15 protein-coding genes and 2 tRNA genes are annotated in these 15065 nt (G+C 63.3%); 8 read left to right on the top strand and 9 right to left on the bottom strand.

Features of this window, described 5'->3' with window-relative positions; all coding sequences use genetic code 11:
• The first annotated feature begins 1 nt into the window (after position 1).
• Together murQ and ACX9NZ_RS00260 are read left to right on the top strand one after the other, a co-directional pair.
• On the top strand, positions 2 to 910 hold the full coding sequence (gene murQ / locus ACX9NZ_RS00265) for an N-acetylmuramic acid 6-phosphate etherase (protein ID WP_294123129.1): 909 nt from the start codon (positions 2 to 4) through the stop codon (positions 908 to 910).
• Positions 904 to 2409, top strand: coding sequence for a glycoside hydrolase family 1 protein (locus ACX9NZ_RS00260; RefSeq protein ID WP_118652775.1), 1506 nt, complete (start codon positions 904 to 906; stop codon positions 2407 to 2409). The genes murQ and ACX9NZ_RS00260 overlap by 7 nt, the downstream gene beginning before the upstream one ends.
• Before the next feature lie 284 nt (positions 2410 to 2693).
• On the opposite strand, the gene serS is transcribed toward ACX9NZ_RS00260, so the two are convergent.
• Entirely contained in the window at positions 2694 to 3986 is a 1293-nt protein-coding gene (gene serS, locus ACX9NZ_RS00255) for a serine--tRNA ligase (RefSeq protein WP_407496031.1), read from the bottom strand.
• A 138-nt stretch (positions 3987 to 4124) separates the two neighbouring features.
• On the opposite strand from serS, the gene ACX9NZ_RS00250 reads away from it, so the two are divergent.
• The gene (locus ACX9NZ_RS00250) at positions 4125 to 4292 is read left to right on the top strand and encodes a DUF6724 family protein (RefSeq protein ID WP_407496029.1); all 168 of its coding nucleotides are present in this window, start codon (positions 4125 to 4127) and stop codon (positions 4290 to 4292) included.
• On the opposite strand, the gene proC is transcribed toward ACX9NZ_RS00250, so the two are convergent.
• On the bottom strand, positions 4289 to 5077 hold the full coding sequence (gene proC, locus ACX9NZ_RS00245; RefSeq protein ID WP_407496027.1) for a pyrroline-5-carboxylate reductase: 789 nt from the start codon (positions 5075 to 5077) through the stop codon (positions 4289 to 4291). The two genes, ACX9NZ_RS00250 and proC, sit on opposite strands and share 4 nt — an antisense overlap.
• A gap of 150 nt (positions 5078 to 5227) precedes the next feature.
• Here proC and ACX9NZ_RS00240 point away from each other — a divergent pair, with 150 nt between their 5' ends.
• The gene (locus ACX9NZ_RS00240) at positions 5228 to 6292 is read left to right on the top strand and encodes an acyltransferase family protein (protein WP_294160155.1); all 1065 of its coding nucleotides are present in this window, start codon (positions 5228 to 5230) and stop codon (positions 6290 to 6292) included.
• A 168-nt stretch (positions 6293 to 6460) separates the two neighbouring features.
• Here ACX9NZ_RS00240 and ACX9NZ_RS00235 read toward each other — a convergent pair whose 3' ends face one another.
• Together ACX9NZ_RS00235 and ACX9NZ_RS00230 are read right to left on the bottom strand one after the other, a co-directional pair.
• The gene (locus tag ACX9NZ_RS00235) at positions 6461 to 6880 is read right to left on the bottom strand and encodes a hypothetical protein (protein ID WP_118652767.1); all 420 of its coding nucleotides are present in this window, start codon (positions 6878 to 6880) and stop codon (positions 6461 to 6463) included.
• Between the two features lie 134 nt (positions 6881 to 7014).
• Positions 7015 to 7995 carry an SPFH domain-containing protein gene (locus ACX9NZ_RS00230; protein WP_294123152.1) on the bottom strand — a complete coding sequence of 327 codons (981 nt, stop codon included), beginning with the start codon at positions 7993 to 7995 and terminating at the stop codon, positions 7015 to 7017.
• 225 nt (positions 7996 to 8220) lie between these two features.
• Here ACX9NZ_RS00230 and ACX9NZ_RS00225 point away from each other — a divergent pair, with 225 nt between their 5' ends.
• The gene (locus tag ACX9NZ_RS00225; protein WP_407496024.1) at positions 8221 to 9279 is read left to right on the top strand and encodes a hypothetical protein; all 1059 of its coding nucleotides are present in this window, start codon (positions 8221 to 8223) and stop codon (positions 9277 to 9279) included.
• 221 nt (positions 9280 to 9500) lie between these two features.
• Here the strand turns inward: ACX9NZ_RS00225 and ACX9NZ_RS00220 are convergent.
• Positions 9501 to 9585 (bottom strand) — tRNA-Leu (locus ACX9NZ_RS00220).
• A gap of 394 nt (positions 9586 to 9979) precedes the next feature.
• Between ACX9NZ_RS00220 and ACX9NZ_RS00215 the strand changes: the two genes are divergently transcribed.
• Positions 9980 to 10066 (top strand) — tRNA-Leu (locus tag ACX9NZ_RS00215).
• Between the two features lie 284 nt (positions 10067 to 10350).
• Here ACX9NZ_RS00215 and ACX9NZ_RS00210 read toward each other — a convergent pair.
• The 3 genes from ACX9NZ_RS00210 to ACX9NZ_RS00200 form a co-directional block, all read right to left on the bottom strand.
• Entirely contained in the window at positions 10351 to 11334 is a 984-nt protein-coding gene (locus ACX9NZ_RS00210) for a Ppx/GppA phosphatase family protein (protein ID WP_407496022.1), read from the bottom strand.
• A gap of 8 nt (positions 11335 to 11342) precedes the next feature.
• Complete coding sequence (locus ACX9NZ_RS00205; protein ID WP_407496020.1) at positions 11343 to 12416, bottom strand: FtsB family cell division protein; 1074 nt, start codon at positions 12414 to 12416, stop codon at positions 11343 to 11345.
• 88 nt (positions 12417 to 12504) lie between these two features.
• Positions 12505 to 13074, bottom strand: a complete 570-nt coding sequence (locus ACX9NZ_RS00200) for a TetR/AcrR family transcriptional regulator (RefSeq protein WP_407496018.1) — start codon at positions 13072 to 13074, stop codon at positions 12505 to 12507.
• A 177-nt stretch (positions 13075 to 13251) separates the two neighbouring features.
• On the opposite strand from ACX9NZ_RS00200, the gene ACX9NZ_RS00195 reads away from it, so the two are divergent.
• Together ACX9NZ_RS00195 and ACX9NZ_RS00190 are read left to right on the top strand one after the other, a co-directional pair.
• Positions 13252 to 13746, top strand: a complete 495-nt coding sequence (locus tag ACX9NZ_RS00195; RefSeq protein WP_407496016.1) for an HsmA family protein — start codon at positions 13252 to 13254, stop codon at positions 13744 to 13746.
• Positions 13747 to 13774: 28 nt separating this feature from the next.
• Complete coding sequence (locus ACX9NZ_RS00190) at positions 13775 to 14227, top strand: hypothetical protein (RefSeq protein WP_407496014.1); 453 nt, start codon at positions 13775 to 13777, stop codon at positions 14225 to 14227.
• On the opposite strand, the gene mazG is transcribed toward ACX9NZ_RS00190, so the two are convergent.
• Entirely contained in the window at positions 14193 to 15065 is an 873-nt protein-coding gene (mazG, locus tag ACX9NZ_RS00185) for a nucleoside triphosphate pyrophosphohydrolase (protein WP_118652755.1), read from the bottom strand. The genes ACX9NZ_RS00190 and mazG overlap by 35 nt on opposite strands.

Here is a 15065-nt window from a genome sequence, read left to right as displayed (position 1 = left end):
AATGGTAGACCTCTCCAAACTCACCACCGAACAGCGCAACCCGCTCACCCTTGAGCTCGACACGTTCAGCCCGCTTGAGATCGCGCAGGCCATGAACGCCGAGGACGCCAACGCGGTGAAGGCGGTCGAGTGCGTGCTGCCGCAGGTGGCGCAGGCGATCCAGTGGGCCGCCTCGTGTCTTGCCGACGGTGGCCGCATCATCTACCTGGGCGCGGGAACAAGCGGGCGCTTGGGCGTGCTCGACGCGGTGGAGTGCCCGCCCACGTTCGGCGTCGACAACGACCTGGTGGTCGGCCTCATCGCCGGCGGCGAGGACGCGTTCGTCAAAGCCCGCGAAGGCGCCGAGGACGACACCTCCCAGGGCGAGGGCGACCTACGCGCGATCGACCTGTGCGAGCGTGACTTCGTGGTGGGCCTCGCCGCGAGCGGCCGCACGCCGTACGTGATCGGCGGCCTCACCTACGCGCGTGAGCTCGGCTGCAAGACGGCGGCCGTAGCCTGCGTGCCCACATCGCGCATCGGAGAGGTGGCGGAGCTCGCCATCGAACCCGTAACGGGCCCGGAAGTTCTCACCGGCTCTACCCGCCTCAAGGCCGGTACCGCTCAAAAGCTGGTGCTCAACATGATCTCGACCGGCGCCATGACGCTCACCGGCAAGGTGTACCAAAACCTCATGGTCGATGTAAAGCAAACCAACCAGAAGCTCCACGCACGCGCACGTAACATCGTGATCGAGGCTTGCGACTGCACGCCCGAGGCGGCAGCTGCCGCCCTCGAGGAGGCGAACGGCAGCGTCAAGCTCGCCGTCACGAGCATCCTGCTCAACCTGCCCGCCGCTCAGGCGGCCGAAGCACTTTCCGCCTCGAACGGCCATGTTCGCCAGGCACTCGAAGGGCGCTCCGCATGCTAGCCGAGCGCGATCGCAAACTCACCTCCCTGCCTCGACCGGCGTCCTCGCGCGCACTCTTGTGGGGCGGCGCCACGGCGAGCAGTCAGTACGAGGGAGCTTTTGCCGCCGGCGGCAAGGGGCTCGACACACAGGATGTGCGCCCCTACCTGCCGCGCACGAGCGATGCCACCACGGCAACCCGCCTGCTCACTCGCTCGGCTGTCGAGCGCGCCAAGACTGATACCCGGGGCGCCTATCCTTTCCGCACGGCATCGGACGGCTACCATCATCTGGAGGAGGACATCGCCCTGCTGCAGGAACTCGGCATAGACATCTACCGGTTTTCAATCAGCTGGGCACGCCTGTTCCCCATGGGCGATGAGCCCGAGCCGAATCCCGAGGGGCTCGCCTACTACGACCGTGTGTTCTCCGCCGTGCGCAAGGCGGGCATGAAAGTGTTCCTCACGCTCACGCACTATGCCCTGCCCTTGCACCTGGTCGAAGCCTATGGAGGCTGGACCAACCGAGCGCTCATCGACCTGTACGCGCGCTTTGCGCGCGTGGTGTTCGAGCGCTGGGGCGACGCCATCGATTATTACCTGCCGTTCAACGAGATCAACGCGGGCTACTTTAGCCCCTGGAACGGCGTGGGCCTCATTAAGCCCGAGGACGGCGAGTACAACCAGTCCGACGTGTTCCAGTCACTTCACCACCAGTTCGTAGCGAGCGCGCGCGTTATCCAGATGCAGCGTGAAATCGCTCCCGCCTGCCAGTCCGGTTGCATGGTGGCCGACTTTTGCTACTACCCGCACACCTGCTCACCCGAGGACAACCTCAAGACAATCCGCGAGGAGCAGATCAACCAGTGGCTCGCGGTAGACGTCCTCGCCCGCGGGTACTACCCCGGCTACATGGACCGATTCTTTGCCGAGCACGGCATCCTCATCGAGCTTGGCGAGGATGACTTGGAGCTGCTAGAGCGCCACACCTGCGATTTTGCGAGTATTTCATACTACCAGTCGAGCGTGTGCTCCACGAGCGAGACGGCCGAGCACACCGCGGGCAACCTCGTGTGCACCGTCAAGAACCCGTATCTGCAGGCCACCGAGTGGGGCTGGCAGATCGACCCCGTGGGCCTGCGCACGGCGCTCAACAAGCTCTACGACCGTGTGCGCAAGCCGATTTTCATTTCCGAGAACGGCATGGGCGCCCGCGATGTGCTTGAGCGTGACGGCGGCGGCAAGCCCGTGGTACACGACCCGTACCGCGTCGATTACCTGGCACGTCACTTTGAGCAGATCGACGAGGCGGTCGCCGACGGCGTAGACGTGATCGGCTACATCATGTGGGGCGTCATCGATATCGTGAGCGCCGGCAGCTGTGAGATGGAGAAGCGCTACGGCGTGGTGTACGTGGATGCCGATAACCACGGCAACGGGTCCTTCGAGCGCATCAAGAAGGACAGCTTCGCCTGGTACCGCGACTTCATCCGCGCGCGACATGAGGGCACAACGCGCTAGCGAACGGGCCCCTTTTGCCCGACCTCCTTAAAGCGGGTCGCCCGGGCACGTGTTTTCTGAACCGCCTCCCATTTCTTGGACACGAGAAATGGGAGGCGTCTTCATGACGTGCGACCTGAGGGCACAATACGGCGAGGTGCTGAAGAGGAGGGGCTGCGGAGCCGTTCGCCGATGGCCACGGCCATACGAGCATCGCGGGCCTCCTTGGGGCGCCGATGCGAACGGTGAAGGGCTGGTTGCGCATATGGCGCGCCGGCGCTCCATGGGAGAAGATGGCCGCCCCCCTACGCCAGCGGCTCGATCTTCTCGATGCCGCCCATGTAGGAGCGCAGGACCTCGGGCACCGTGATGGAGCCGTCCGCATTCTGGTAGTTCTCCATGATGGCAGCCATCGTGCGGCCGGTGGGCAGGCCGGAGCCATTGAGGGTGTGCACGAAGCGCGTGCCCTTGAAGTTCTCTGGGTCGCGGTACTTGATGTTGGCACGGCGGGCCTGGAAGTCGCCGCAGTTGGAGCAGGAGGAGATCTCCTTGTAGGCGTTATAGCTCGGCAGCCAAACCTCGATATCGTAGGTCTGACGGGCAGAGAAGCCCAGGTCACCGGTACACAGGCTGATCACGCGATAGGGCAGGCCAAGCTGCTGCAGGAGGTACTCGGCCTCGGCGACCATGCTCTCGAGCTCGTCATCGGACTCCTCGGGACGGGCGAACTTGACCATCTCGACCTTGGTGAACTGGTGTTGGCGGATGATGCCGCGCGTATCGCGACCCGCGGAGCCCGCCTCCTCTCGGAAGCAGGGGGTGCCGGCGGTATAGCGCAGCGGCAGGCTCGAGGCGTCGAGCACCTCGCCGGCGTGCAGGTTGGTGAGCGCGACCTCGGCCGTGGGGATCAGGAACTGGTCCTCGCCGGTGTGGTAGGCGTCGTCCTCGAACTTGGGCAGCTGGCCCGTGCCGTACATGATCTCGCGATTGACGATCACCGGCGGGATGAACTCCTTGAAGCCACGGGCGATGTGGGTGTTGAGGAAGAAGCACTGCAGCGCACGGTCGAGCGTCGCGCCGGCACCGGAGAGCACGGTGAAGCGGGCGCCGGAGAGCTTCGCGCCGCGGTCGAAATCGAGGATGCCGGTCACGGTGCCCAGATCCCAGTGGGCCTTCGGATCGAATCCCTCGGCGGCGAAGTCGCGGGGCTCGCCCACGCGACGGCGCTCGGGGTTCTCGTTCTCGTCCTTGCCGACGGGAGTCGCCTCGCAGGGGATGTTGGGGATGCGGGCCATGAAGTCGGAGACCTCGGCGTCGAGCTCCGAGCGGCGGGCGGCGAGACCCTCGATCTGCTCGTTGACCTGGCGCACGGCATCCTTGGCGGCCTCGGCCTCCTCGCGCTTGCCCTCCTTCATGAGCATGCCGATCTTCTTGGATTCGGCGTTGCGGGTCGCCTGCAGGTCCTCGACCTGCGAGATGACGGAGCGACGCTCCTCATCGAGCGCGAAGAAGCGCTCGCGGTCCCAGCTGCCCTGACGGTTGGCCATGGCGGCGTCGAGCACCTCGGGGTTCTCGCGTACAAACTTGATGTCGAGCATGATTCCTCCGTATCCTGCCTGTGTAAGCTATCGCGGCGCACCACTTCCTGCGGAAAGGGTGCAAGATTGTGCATTGCAAGTATATACTGGTGCCCGTTATAACGACAGGCGACCCGGCCAAGAAAGCAGGACGTAACCATGGATGAGCTGTTCAATTTTCTCTTTGGCACCCGCACGGGCGTTGCGGTCCTGTTCTTTGCTGGCGTGCTGATTTTCGCCATCGTCGCCTTCGTGCTCGAGAAACGCACGCACAAGATCTACGTCGACCGAGGCCCCAGGCCCGACGACGAAGACGGTCTCTTCTAACCCTCGATCACGTCGATGGCGCGGATGAAGGCAGAGCGCATCCCCGCGGCCTCGAGCTCCGCGACCCCCTTGATGGTCGTGCCACCGGGCGAGCAGACGGCGTCCTTCATGGCACCGGGGTGCATGCCGGTCGCCAATTGCAGCTTCGCCGTGCCGGCGACCATCTGGCTCACCATCTCGTAAGCGACCGCGCGCGGGATGCCGTGCTTCACGGCGGCATCCGCCAGCGACTCGATCACCATCGCTATGAACGCCGGCGAGCAGCCACCCACCGTGCCCGCGACGGAAAGCAGGTGCGTCTCCACCTCGACGGGGCTGCCGAGCAGCTTAAGCAAGTCGAACACGAGCTCGTGCTCCGCCTCCGCCAGCGTCGAGGCCCTCTCGCAGGCGATCACGCCCTCGTTGATCGCCACGGGCGTGTTGGGAACCGTGGACAAGTGATGGGCCCCGGGAATCACGTGCTCGTAATCCGCGCACTTCCAACCCGCCGCCACAGACAGGATCGCCTTGCCCTCGAGCGCATCGGTAAGTGGGGCGAGCACCGACTCGATCATATACGGCTTCACCGCGATGACCACGACGTCAGACGTCTCGACAACCTGCCGGGAGGTCTCGCACGCCTTCATGCCGCGCTGCTCACAGCGGGGCACCAGCGCCTCGTAGCGGCCGGCGCAGGCGCACATGTTGCCCGCCGGAACCGCGCCACTCGCGATCCAGCCGTCCGCCATGGCGCTCGCCATGTTTCCGAATCCGATGAAGCCAATCCTCGCATCGTTCACGTTCATGCCGAAAACCAATCTTGTCGTGCGCTCTTCGCGCGAGCCCGCACTCGCATGGGGCCGTCCATACACATATGCAGATATCTTACTCGCACGCCCCAGCAAGGTGCGTTCACGCTAGGATTGTGAACGCGAGGTGTCAGAAAAGGGGAATGCATGGAGGAGCACAGCTTGGCGCGCGCCAAGGCAACAGGCGGAGTCGGTTCGGATAGCGCGGATGGCGCCACATCGAGCCCCGAAGGGCGCATCGCCCTGTTCGACAACCTCAAAGGACTCCTCATCATCCTCGTCGTGCTCGGCCACATCGCCCATCCCGTGCACAACACCAATCCGGTCCTCAGCTTCGCCTTCGACGTTGTCTACCTCTTCCACATGCCGCTCTTCGTGCTGATGTCCGGCCTGTTCGCAAAGAGCGCATATCGCAACGGCAAACTCAAGATCAATCGCATCATCTCGTTTATCGCCCTGGGCTTTGCCTACCAACTCGCCCTCGCACTCATAAACGGGGCAAAACTCACGCCGCTGCGCATCTGCGCGTTCACCTCGGCGCCGTGGTACCTCATCTCCATGGGCTGCTGGTATGCGATGACACCCGTGCTCGCCCGCCTTGGGACGGTGCGCGGTATGGTGGCCTCGATTGCGATCTCCCTGCTTTCGGGCCTGGTGGACACCTCGAGCGGCTTTCTTGCCATCGGGCGCACGTGCGCTTTCCTGCCGTGCTTTGCCCTCGGTTACTACCTGCGCCCCGCAACCGTCGCGAGCCTGCATGGACGCAACATACCATGGCCCGCCCTCTGCCTCGCGGGAATCGTGGTGGCAATGCGCCTCATCGACACGGATTCATACAGCTGGTTCTTCCCGATGGTCTATGGAGACAACCCATATGCAAACGGGCTTTTTGAGGGAATCGCCCAAAGGCTCACCGCCTTCTTGATGGGTGCCCTCATGTCACTGGCCGTTCTCAAACTCGCGCCCACCGCCACAGGTTGGCTCACCACCCTCGGCAGGCGCACGCTCCAAGTCTACGTACTCCATCGCCTCGCCCGGGCATGGCTGACCTTCCATACGCCCCTGTACGAGTTCGCATGGATGGACGACCCGTTCGCCGGCGCCGCCGTGATCGTGGTCCTCACCGCCGCCACCGTCGCGCTGTGCGCGGCACCGCAGCTGGAGCGGCCGTTCGCGAGGCTCCTCTCGATCCGCTGGATTCGCGGCGAATAAACCGCCCGACGCCCCCGAGGACCCAGCACCACATGGGGAAGTCCCGATCGGCGCATCGCGGAAATCCGACATGAAAAAGGGGCGCCCGCAAACCGCGCGGACGCCCCGAACCGAACCGCCCCGGTGCACCTTAATGCACCGGGGCGGATGTACGGCGGGAATATGGCCTTAGTGCCAGGTATCGTGCTCCTTCTTGACCTTACGTGCGAAGAAGAGGATCGTGAGCGCCTCGAGCACGCCCACAACGAGCAGCACGGCATTCGGAGCGTCGATCTTAACAAAGCCCTGCCACGACCAGAACAGCACCGCAACGGCGCTCACCGCCAGTGAGCCAAAGGCCGTGACAATCGACGTGCCGCTGCGCGACGGCACGTTGGACGCGCGCATGCCCATCAAGCCCATCACCACAAAGCACAGACCCGAGACGCCGGACACGCCCATGTACAGCGGCGCGGCGTCGGTCCCCGAGATCGCCGTCCCGCCGAACAGGCCGGCGCCGGCGACCGCCAGGCCGAATGTCCACATGGCGAGTCCCGTGATGGCCGCCACGATGGCCACAAGCTTCAACATCTTTCGCGAGCTGCTCATCGCTTCCCCTCTCTCTTCAGGCGAAAGGGCCGCATCGTCGGCCCCCTCTTGCAATCATGATGGCTTATACCCAGTTTACCTGCATGCGGGTATAATGCGCCTGCCCCTTTGCGCGCCGTGCACGCACGCGCATCCTAACCCCGCGGCTCCACCGGGGGCACGGGAGGCGCTGCGGGCACCGGGGCCGAGTCGTTCGCCTGACTCGCCGCCAGCATCTGCTCGAACATGCCCGCGCTCTGCGTGAAATCGGTGGGCAGCACCACGGTGCTGGCGCGACCGCTCTTGGCGAACTCATTCATCATCTCGGTCCACTGCGTGAACATGAAGAGCTGGTTGGCCTCATCGTTGCCCACGCCCGTCTCCTGGATGGTCTCGAGCGAGTCCTTGATGCCGATGGCAATGGCCTTGCGCTGGTTGGCGATGCCCTCGCCGGCCTTCTCCATGGCCTCCGCCTCCGCCTTGGCCTCGGTGACGCGGCGGATGCGGTCGGCCTCGGCGAGGTCCTGCGCCGCGGCCTTGGTGCGCTGCGCGGCGTTGATCTGGTTCATGGAATCCTCGACCTCGGCGGGCAGCGCGATCTTGGTGATGAGCGTGCTCACCAGGGTGAAGCCGTAGGCGTCCATCTGCTCGGACACGGTGGCGTTCACGTCCTTGGCGATGTCGTCCTTCTTGGCGAAGACCTCGTCGAGCGTGTAGACGGGGATGGAGGAGCGCAGGGCGTCGGTGATGAAGTCGCGCATCTGGGCGACGGGCTGCTGGAGCATGTAGTAGCTCTTGTACACGCCGGATTCGCTTGGCTGCGTGCCCATCTCGTAGCTCACGTGGTACTGCGCCGAGACCTCGAGCCCGATGGTGACGTTGTCCTCAGTCTTGACGTCGATGTCGAAGCCGTTCTTCATCGTGCGCAGAGAGACCGTCGCCGCCTTGCGGTCGACGAAGGGGATCTTGGCATGGAAGCCCGCGGGCACGATACGATGGAACTTGCCCAGGCGCTCGATGATGACGGCGTGCTGCTGCTTGACCACGAAGAACAGATTGCCGGTGACGACGCCGACGATTAAAAAGATCACCAGCAAGCCGACGAGACCGCCGAGAAAGTCGAAAATGAAGAACATGTCCGATCCTTAGAACGAAGGGTTCGTTGGGAGCATAATACCCGCTCGCCGTTCACCCCGTTCCCACATACCGCCTGTTTCCCGCGAACGGCGGGAGAGCGGCCCCCGCGGCGGCGGGCGGTATACTGGGCCAGCCGGGGGTCACTCGCCGCACCGCGCCCGCACCATCGAGGCTCGACGGCGGCACCGCCCCACGGCGCCCCGCACGCATATGAGGGAGGGCCCATGGCACGACGCAGCAAGCACGACACCCAGGTCGACCCGTTCAACGCCGGCGAACCCACCCTCCCGTGGGATGAGCCCGACGCGCCCGATCTGCTCGCAGACCGTCACCATGCCGAGGATTGCGCGTTTGGAGAAGAGCCCTACACCAGCCCCACCAAGATGCGTGACAACTACAGCGCTCCAGATTCCGACGCGCCCAAAAAGCCGAGCGGCGATGGGCTAACCCCACGCCAGCGCAAACAGGCCGCCCGGGCAAAGGCAAAAAGCGAGCGCCGCGCCGCAAAGGCAGCCCCCAAGGACACGACGAAGCCGCGCCGCGGCAAGCGATCGGTCTTTAGCCTGATCATCATCCTCATTGCTCTGGTCAATATCGTGCCATCCCTGTTCAGCACGGCATTTGACCTCGTTAGAGACGTTACGGCACCGTTGGCATCCCTCCTTGAACCCGAGCCCGAAATCGATTTCGACTCGGACCCCATCGGCCCGGATGCGCCGCAAGATGATGCCGATGCAGGCGTGCCTTCCGACTACGAGCTCGATGAGCAGGAATGCATCGCCCTCGTAGACGAATACCTAAGTGCCGAGCTCGTCAGCGACCACACACGCGACCTGCTAGTGAAAACACTCAACGCAGATTGCGATAGCGCCCTCCTCGGCACCTGTGAAGAGCTTGGCATCGATGCCCAAGCGTGGGCGGACTGGGAGATGAGCCATCTCTCGTATACGATCGACTCCTGCTTTGTGTATACCGAGGACAACACCGCCACGGTCTATGTGAGCTACACGACGGCCGGCGGCATTTTTGAGCTCCAGGATATTTACGATGAAATCGACCGCTACCTCAAGGACATTGACGCCTGGGACGAAGAATGGAACCTCCGCCCACTGAGCGATGCAGAGAAAACTAAGGTCGGAGACATGTTCACCGAGGGAATGGCGGACATCGACGCCGAGCAGGAGACGTTCTTTGGGAGCGAGCTCGTCCGAAAAGACGGCGAATGGGCCATCAACGAAGACGCCATGACCGAGACGATGAGCATGGTCCTCGGCGTCTGGTAAAACCGCAACGGCCCCGTCGCCGGGACCGATATCGCGCTGGTAGGGGCAGTGGGACTCCGCGTGCGGCTCCGCCGCCCGCGCCCCGCTTCGGGCCCGGCGGCCCTCGCGAGCTCCGCTGGAAAACGGCGCGGCCGTTTCCTCAGCTCCGCGCCCTCTCGGGTTCGAGTCCCCGCAATGCGCCCAAAACCACAACGGCCCCGTCGCCGGGACCGATATCGCGCTGGTAGGGGCGGTGGGACTCGAACCCACAATCCCGAAGGCCGAAGATTTTAAGTCTCCTGCGTATGCCAATTCCGCCACGCCCCCATGCCGAGAAAGTGTACCACGGTGCGCCGCGCACGGGCATGTACTTGGTTTCCCCTCACGCACAAACAACGATGCCGTTAACCGCCCCGCTCACCGGTTCGGAAAAATAACACCCTATCAGGGGATATCCTGAAGGGGACAAACAAGCCGCACGGACAGGAGGGCTTGTGAATAAGATCGGGAGCGAGACGCTGCACGGAAGCGTCTCTAGTTTTATCCGCTCAAAGATCTACGACAAAGAGCTTGCCGCAGGGGACAAAATACCATCTGAGCACCGGCCACACTTTCGTAGGCGTGGCCCGTCAGACCACCGAGGTCGGCATCGCCCTGGGGCAAAATCCGTTCTAAAAAGTTCTTGAACCGCAAAAGCACTTTCGCTAGTATGTAAATCCATGCGGGCGTGGCGGAATTGGCAGACGCGTATGGTTCAGGTCCATATGGGGGCAACCCCGTGAAGGTTCAAGTCCTTTCGCCCGCACCATAAGATTTGTGAGCCCCAGCGATGGGGCTTTTTCATGTCCAGGCACCACGCATGGACTTGAACCCATTAGGGTCGCGAGGCGTTAAGCGAACAGGCCCTTTGGCCTGTTCGTAGCCGAGCGTGCGAGGGCCGGAAGGCCCGAAGCCGCGAACGCCAAAGGCGGGCGCAAGTCCTTTCGCCCGCACCATAAGATTTGTGAGCCCCAGCGATGGGGCTTTTTCATGTCCAGGCACCACAGGATGAAAAGGCCGTCCAGGAGCCTGTCCGGAGGTGTTCCGCCGGCGCTACAAAGCGCTGAGCGTCGGCATCCAGCCAATCACGGGGGCCTCGCCCGCCATTGCCTCACACATCGTTGCCGCGGAACCCGCAAGCAGGCTGTTCTCGCTCACCGTCAGGCGGTCGTAACCACCCGAGCGCATAAGCTCGCGCATAACGACCGCTCCCGCCAGAATAACCGGAGCGCGCTTTGCCTGAATTCCCGGCAATGCGGCAATTTCCTCGATCCCCATGGCTCGCATCTTGGCAATTGCGTTCTCCACCTGGTATATCGTCAACTCACGCAAGTGCACGAAGTGCGAATCGTATACGGTCAGCTCATGGACCATCGCCACGAGCGACGTTACCGTACCGCCAACCGCGATGAGGCGGTCAGGTCGCTCGTCCAGCGCCCGCCAATAAGCATCGAACTGGGGTCGCATCCACGCGACCGCGGCGTCAAGCTCCTCACCACGAGGCGGCAAAGCAGAGAAAAAGCGCTCCGTCACCCGACGGCACCCGATATCGAGCGAACGGGCGCACTCGAGTGCAAAAGCGTCGCCCTCAGAGCTGGGCGCATATGTCCCAACCACGATTTCGGTCGAGCCGCCGCCCGAATCTGCCACGGCGATACGCTCGCCGGGGAAATCGTGCGCAACACCGTAAAACGTCAGGCGCGCCTCAACCTCGCCCGGAATGACCTGCGGCTCAAGGCCAAGGTCGCTCAACTGTTCGAGCAGCGCGTCCCCGTTCGACACATCGCGCGCGGCGCTCGTGAGCGTCGTGCACACCCGAGATGCTCCATACGAGCGGGCCTCATCGACGAACTCCCGGCATGCGTCCATCACGCGCTCGATCGCGGCTGCAGAAAACACTCCCCGCGCATCCACGCCCTCGCCCAAATCGGTGATGACCGTGTGCTTGCGGGATTCGCCGATCGCCCCATCGCGCATGGTCGCACACAACAGACGCGACGACACCGTTCCCAAGTCGATGGCAGCGAGCTTTACCATGGATACTCCTATTCCCCCGTTGAGACAACCGCCATGCCGTTGACGCCATCAAAGAAGAAGATCACGTCAAGCACCTTCCAGTACCAGGCGGAATTCTCGAGAACCGCCTGCTCGGCGGCCTCCACTTCCGCCGACGTCTTGGGGTTGTCCATGGACTTTGAGGAGCCATTGTCAGCAGATGAGGCGTCCTTACTTGCCGCATCGGCCCCCTTGATCGTGTCCTTCTCCTGCTTGGATGCGGCGCCATTGGCGTTTGCGGGATCCTCCTCGGAGGCAGCGTTCGCGTCAGAGGCACCGCCCGAGGCCTCCCCATCCTCGCCCTGCGCGCTGGTATCGACCACAACCGGGTCGCCGTTCTCGTCCAGGCCCTCAACTGTGATGGTCTTCTCGCCAGGCATGACCATGCCGTAGTCTCTGCGCGCCGCGTCCTCAATGCCCTCCTGCGAGAGCAGGGACTCGACCTCTTCTCCCAACGAATCGTTATAGGTTTCGCGAATAGCCTTCTGCTCTTGCAAAATCGCCTCGGTGCGATGGGCAATGAAAAAGTCACGCACGGGCATGTACACGCCCACGCCCACGATTGCGGCGACAAGCAGATAGAACAGATGGCGGCTCGGACCCGTGGTGAAATCGTATAGCCATCGAACCGCCCGGTTGTCCGTCGCGTACTTCATGGCAGCCCGCTGAGAGTCCTGCGAATTTTGGGGCGCATTTCCGCGACCCCTGCGACCGGTGCCTACCCGCGCACCGCCAGCAGGCCCTCCCGCCAACGGCGAACGAAGGCCCGCGCGGCCGGAACTGTGGGAACCCTGCTTGCGAGCATCGCGGCGCTCTTTTTTCTCACGTGCTGCGACCTCGCTCCCCCGTGCCGAACGCCGGGTGGGCTTTGCCGTCGCCGCCCCCTCGTCGCCTGCGGAGCCCGGCTTGCCGTTCATGTGCTCCAGAGCCGACGCGCGCTTGGCCGCGACTCGCGCCTCGGCGGCATGCACCGCTGCGGCCTGACGGGCAGCAGAAAGGTCTCCGGTCTTGCCGGGATCGATTCCGCGAGAGATACGTGCAGTTGTGTTCGAAGTAGATGCCATATGCGCCTTGTGCGGTTGAGGGTGTATGTGCGCTTTGTTTCCCTCATTATGGCACGCGGGGCGAATGCAGATGTGCAGGCTTTGCGAGCTACGTATAGAGCGCGAGCTCCATGAGGGCAAAAAGCGTCTCACATGACCCATCGCCCCGTTTCATCGCGTCGAGCATCGCCTGCCAGGCGAAGTCCACCACCGCATCCATTTGAACGCGATCGCGAGCCCGGCTGGTGATAGCCGCGTCCCTCTCGAATGCGTGCCTGACCGTCTCGTGCAGGTCCCCCAGACATGCTCGCTCCGCCTCCATGGTCCGCTGACGCGTCCTGCCGTCGAGCGCCCCCATGTCGCGGAGCCACGCGGTGCGGAACCCCTCGAGCGAGCTAGACAGGGCATCCGAAAGACGACGGCAGTAGTCCAGCGCGGTCTCGGCATCGCGCGTGCACGTCTCGAGCTCCGCTGCTTCGATCGCCTCGCGCCAAAAACGCTGCAGTACCTCCGTTCGCAGCTCGGCGACGTCGGGCACATGGTTATATATCGTGCCGGTCGCCACGCCGCAAGCCTCTGCGATGGCGCGCACGCTGAGCGACGGCAGCCCCGATTCGCGCGCCATGCCAAACGCGACCTCGATAATACGATTGCGTGAAATCGCCTTCTTGCTGCTCATGGCCCCGCCTTCCCTTCTGAACAGAAGCGTGGAACGTTCAGGGTCTTTACCAGCAAGCCGGCCCCCGACTTGTTTCCACAGTGCCATGCTCCTAATATGAACGCCGTTCATATGAACATCGTTCATATTATACACCGCCTTGCGGGGTCATAGTGACGCCGCTTGAAAGGAGCTTTCATGTCCCCCATGCTCATGTTCGCCAGCCTTGCCATCACTGGCGCTCTCATCCTGTATACCATCGGCGTGTTCAAGGAGCGCGCTGACGGTCGCCTGCGCGGGATCCACCTCGTCTTCTTCTGGTGCGGCCTTGCGTGCGACACCACCGGCACCACGCTCATGAGCATCATTGCGCGCGAAAGCACCGCCACTACGCCCGCCATCCACGGCATAACCGGACTCGCCGCCATCGTCCTCATGCTCTTCCATGCCATCTGGGCAACGGTCGTCTACGTGCAGGGCAGAGCCCATAACGCCAGTGCCCTCAAGCGTGAGCAGACGTTTCACCGTCTGAGCGCCGCCGTGTGGATCGCCTGGCTCGTCCCCTACGTCATCGGCCTGCTTGTGGGCATCCCTTTCATCAAGCTCGGCACAACGCCCTCGGTCATCCTGAGCGTGCTCGTCGCCGGCGTTGCCGCCTGCCTCGTATTTCGTCCTCATTCGTCGCGCGCATAACCGCGGACGAACCATCTAAGGAGGCCCCATGAACCTATTCACCGTCCGCAAGCACACGCTGCTACTCATCGCGAGCATCGTCTGGCTTGCCGCGGGCATCAACATCGCCCGCATAGGCTTCGAAGCCTACGCCAACAACCACGTGACCCCGATCAACGTCTTGCTTTCCGCCGCGGTGGGCGCCGTCTTCTGGCTTTTCGTGTTCGGGAAGCTCGTGGTCAAGCACACGGCGCGCATTGCCTCGTACGAAGAGGAGCGCCACTTCTTCCTCAAGTTCTTCGATGTCCCGGCATTCCTCATCATGGCGGTCATGATGACGGGAGGCATCTCGATCAGGGCATTCGGCCTTGCGCCCGAAGTCTTCATCGCCGTCTTCTATACCGGACTCGGACTGGCGCTCACGCTTGCCGGCCTCCGCTTTGGATGGATGTGGATGAGCGCCCGATCTAACCCCGCTTGGAGTGATCCCACAGCTCGTTGAGCTCGTCCGTCGTGAGGCCCTCAATTGGCATTCCTTTGCGATACGCCGCGCCCTCCATGGATTCCCAACGCGCACGAAACTTCGCGGTGCTCGCGCGCAACGCACTCTCCGCGTCGATGCCCTCTTTGCGGGCGACGTTGACGAGGGCGAAGAGCATGTCCCCGAACTCCATGGCGCGCGCTTCGCTGCGCGGATCCTCGGCCTCGAACTCGGCGCGCTCCTCGGCGACCTTTGCCCACACGTCCTCGACGGTCTCCCATTCGAACCCGACGGCAGCCGCCTTGCGCGAGACCTTTTGCGCCTCCATCAGGGCGGGAAGAGCCCTCGGCACCCCATCGAGCAAACCTTGCGGCATCTGGCCTTGGGCAACGGCGGCCGAATCCTTGTCGCTCTTCTCGGAAAGCTTTACGCTATCCCAGATCTCGAGCACTTCGCGGGCGTCCTTGGCTGCGCCGGTGTCATCGCCGAACACGTGGGGATGGCGGCGAATCAGCTTTCGATTGATGTCGCGCGCAACGTCCGTCATGGTGAAGGCACCAGCATCCGCCGCGATCTGCGCGTGCAGAACCACCTGCATGAGCACATCGCCGAGCTCCTCGCGCAGATGGACCTCGTCATTTTGTTCGATGCAGTCGACGGCCTCATAGGCTTCCTCGATCATGTTCTTGGCAATGCTCTCGTGGGTCTGTTCTCGATCCCACGGGCAGCCGTCCGGCTGACGCAGGCGCCAGATAGTCTCGACCAGACTCTGCATGCTCTCCGCCGCATCTGCAAGCGTGGACGTATCACGCGTGAGGGCCGCCAAACTCGACGAGTCCGTCTCTTTCCATTCGGCCAT

The sequence above is a fragment of the Collinsella sp. BM28 genome, assembly GCF_054551995.1.
Note: the sequence above shows the minus strand (reverse complement) of the source record. Positions and strands in the feature narration are given on the sequence as shown.

Coding starts and splice junctions, on each gene's coding strand:
- murQ (WP_294123129.1), top strand. CDS start 2: ATGGTAGACCTCTCCAAACTCACCACCGAACAGCGCAACCCGCTCACC.
- ACX9NZ_RS00260 (WP_118652775.1), top strand. CDS start 904: ATGCTAGCCGAGCGCGATCGCAAACTCACCTCCCTGCCTCGACCGGCG.
- serS (WP_407496031.1), bottom strand. CDS start 3,986: ATGCTCGACATCAAGTTTGTACGCGAGAACCCCGAGGTGCTCGACGCC.
- ACX9NZ_RS00250 (WP_407496029.1), top strand. CDS start 4,125: ATGGATGAGCTGTTCAATTTTCTCTTTGGCACCCGCACGGGCGTTGCG.
- proC (WP_407496027.1), bottom strand. CDS start 5,077: ATGAACGTGAACGATGCGAGGATTGGCTTCATCGGATTCGGAAACATG.
- ACX9NZ_RS00240 (WP_294160155.1), top strand. CDS start 5,228: ATGGAGGAGCACAGCTTGGCGCGCGCCAAGGCAACAGGCGGAGTCGGT.
- ACX9NZ_RS00235 (WP_118652767.1), bottom strand. CDS start 6,880: ATGAGCAGCTCGCGAAAGATGTTGAAGCTTGTGGCCATCGTGGCGGCC.
- ACX9NZ_RS00230 (WP_294123152.1), bottom strand. CDS start 7,995: ATGTTCTTCATTTTCGACTTTCTCGGCGGTCTCGTCGGCTTGCTGGTG.
- ACX9NZ_RS00225 (WP_407496024.1), top strand. CDS start 8,221: ATGGCACGACGCAGCAAGCACGACACCCAGGTCGACCCGTTCAACGCC.
- ACX9NZ_RS00210 (WP_407496022.1), bottom strand. CDS start 11,334: ATGGTAAAGCTCGCTGCCATCGACTTGGGAACGGTGTCGTCGCGTCTG.
- ACX9NZ_RS00205 (WP_407496020.1), bottom strand. CDS start 12,416: ATGGCATCTACTTCGAACACAACTGCACGTATCTCTCGCGGAATCGAT.
- ACX9NZ_RS00200 (WP_407496018.1), bottom strand. CDS start 13,074: ATGAGCAGCAAGAAGGCGATTTCACGCAATCGTATTATCGAGGTCGCG.
- ACX9NZ_RS00195 (WP_407496016.1), top strand. CDS start 13,252: ATGTCCCCCATGCTCATGTTCGCCAGCCTTGCCATCACTGGCGCTCTC.
- ACX9NZ_RS00190 (WP_407496014.1), top strand. CDS start 13,775: ATGAACCTATTCACCGTCCGCAAGCACACGCTGCTACTCATCGCGAGC.
- mazG (WP_118652755.1), bottom strand. CDS start 15,065: ATGGCCGAATGGAAAGAGACGGACTCGTCGAGTTTGGCGGCCCTCACG.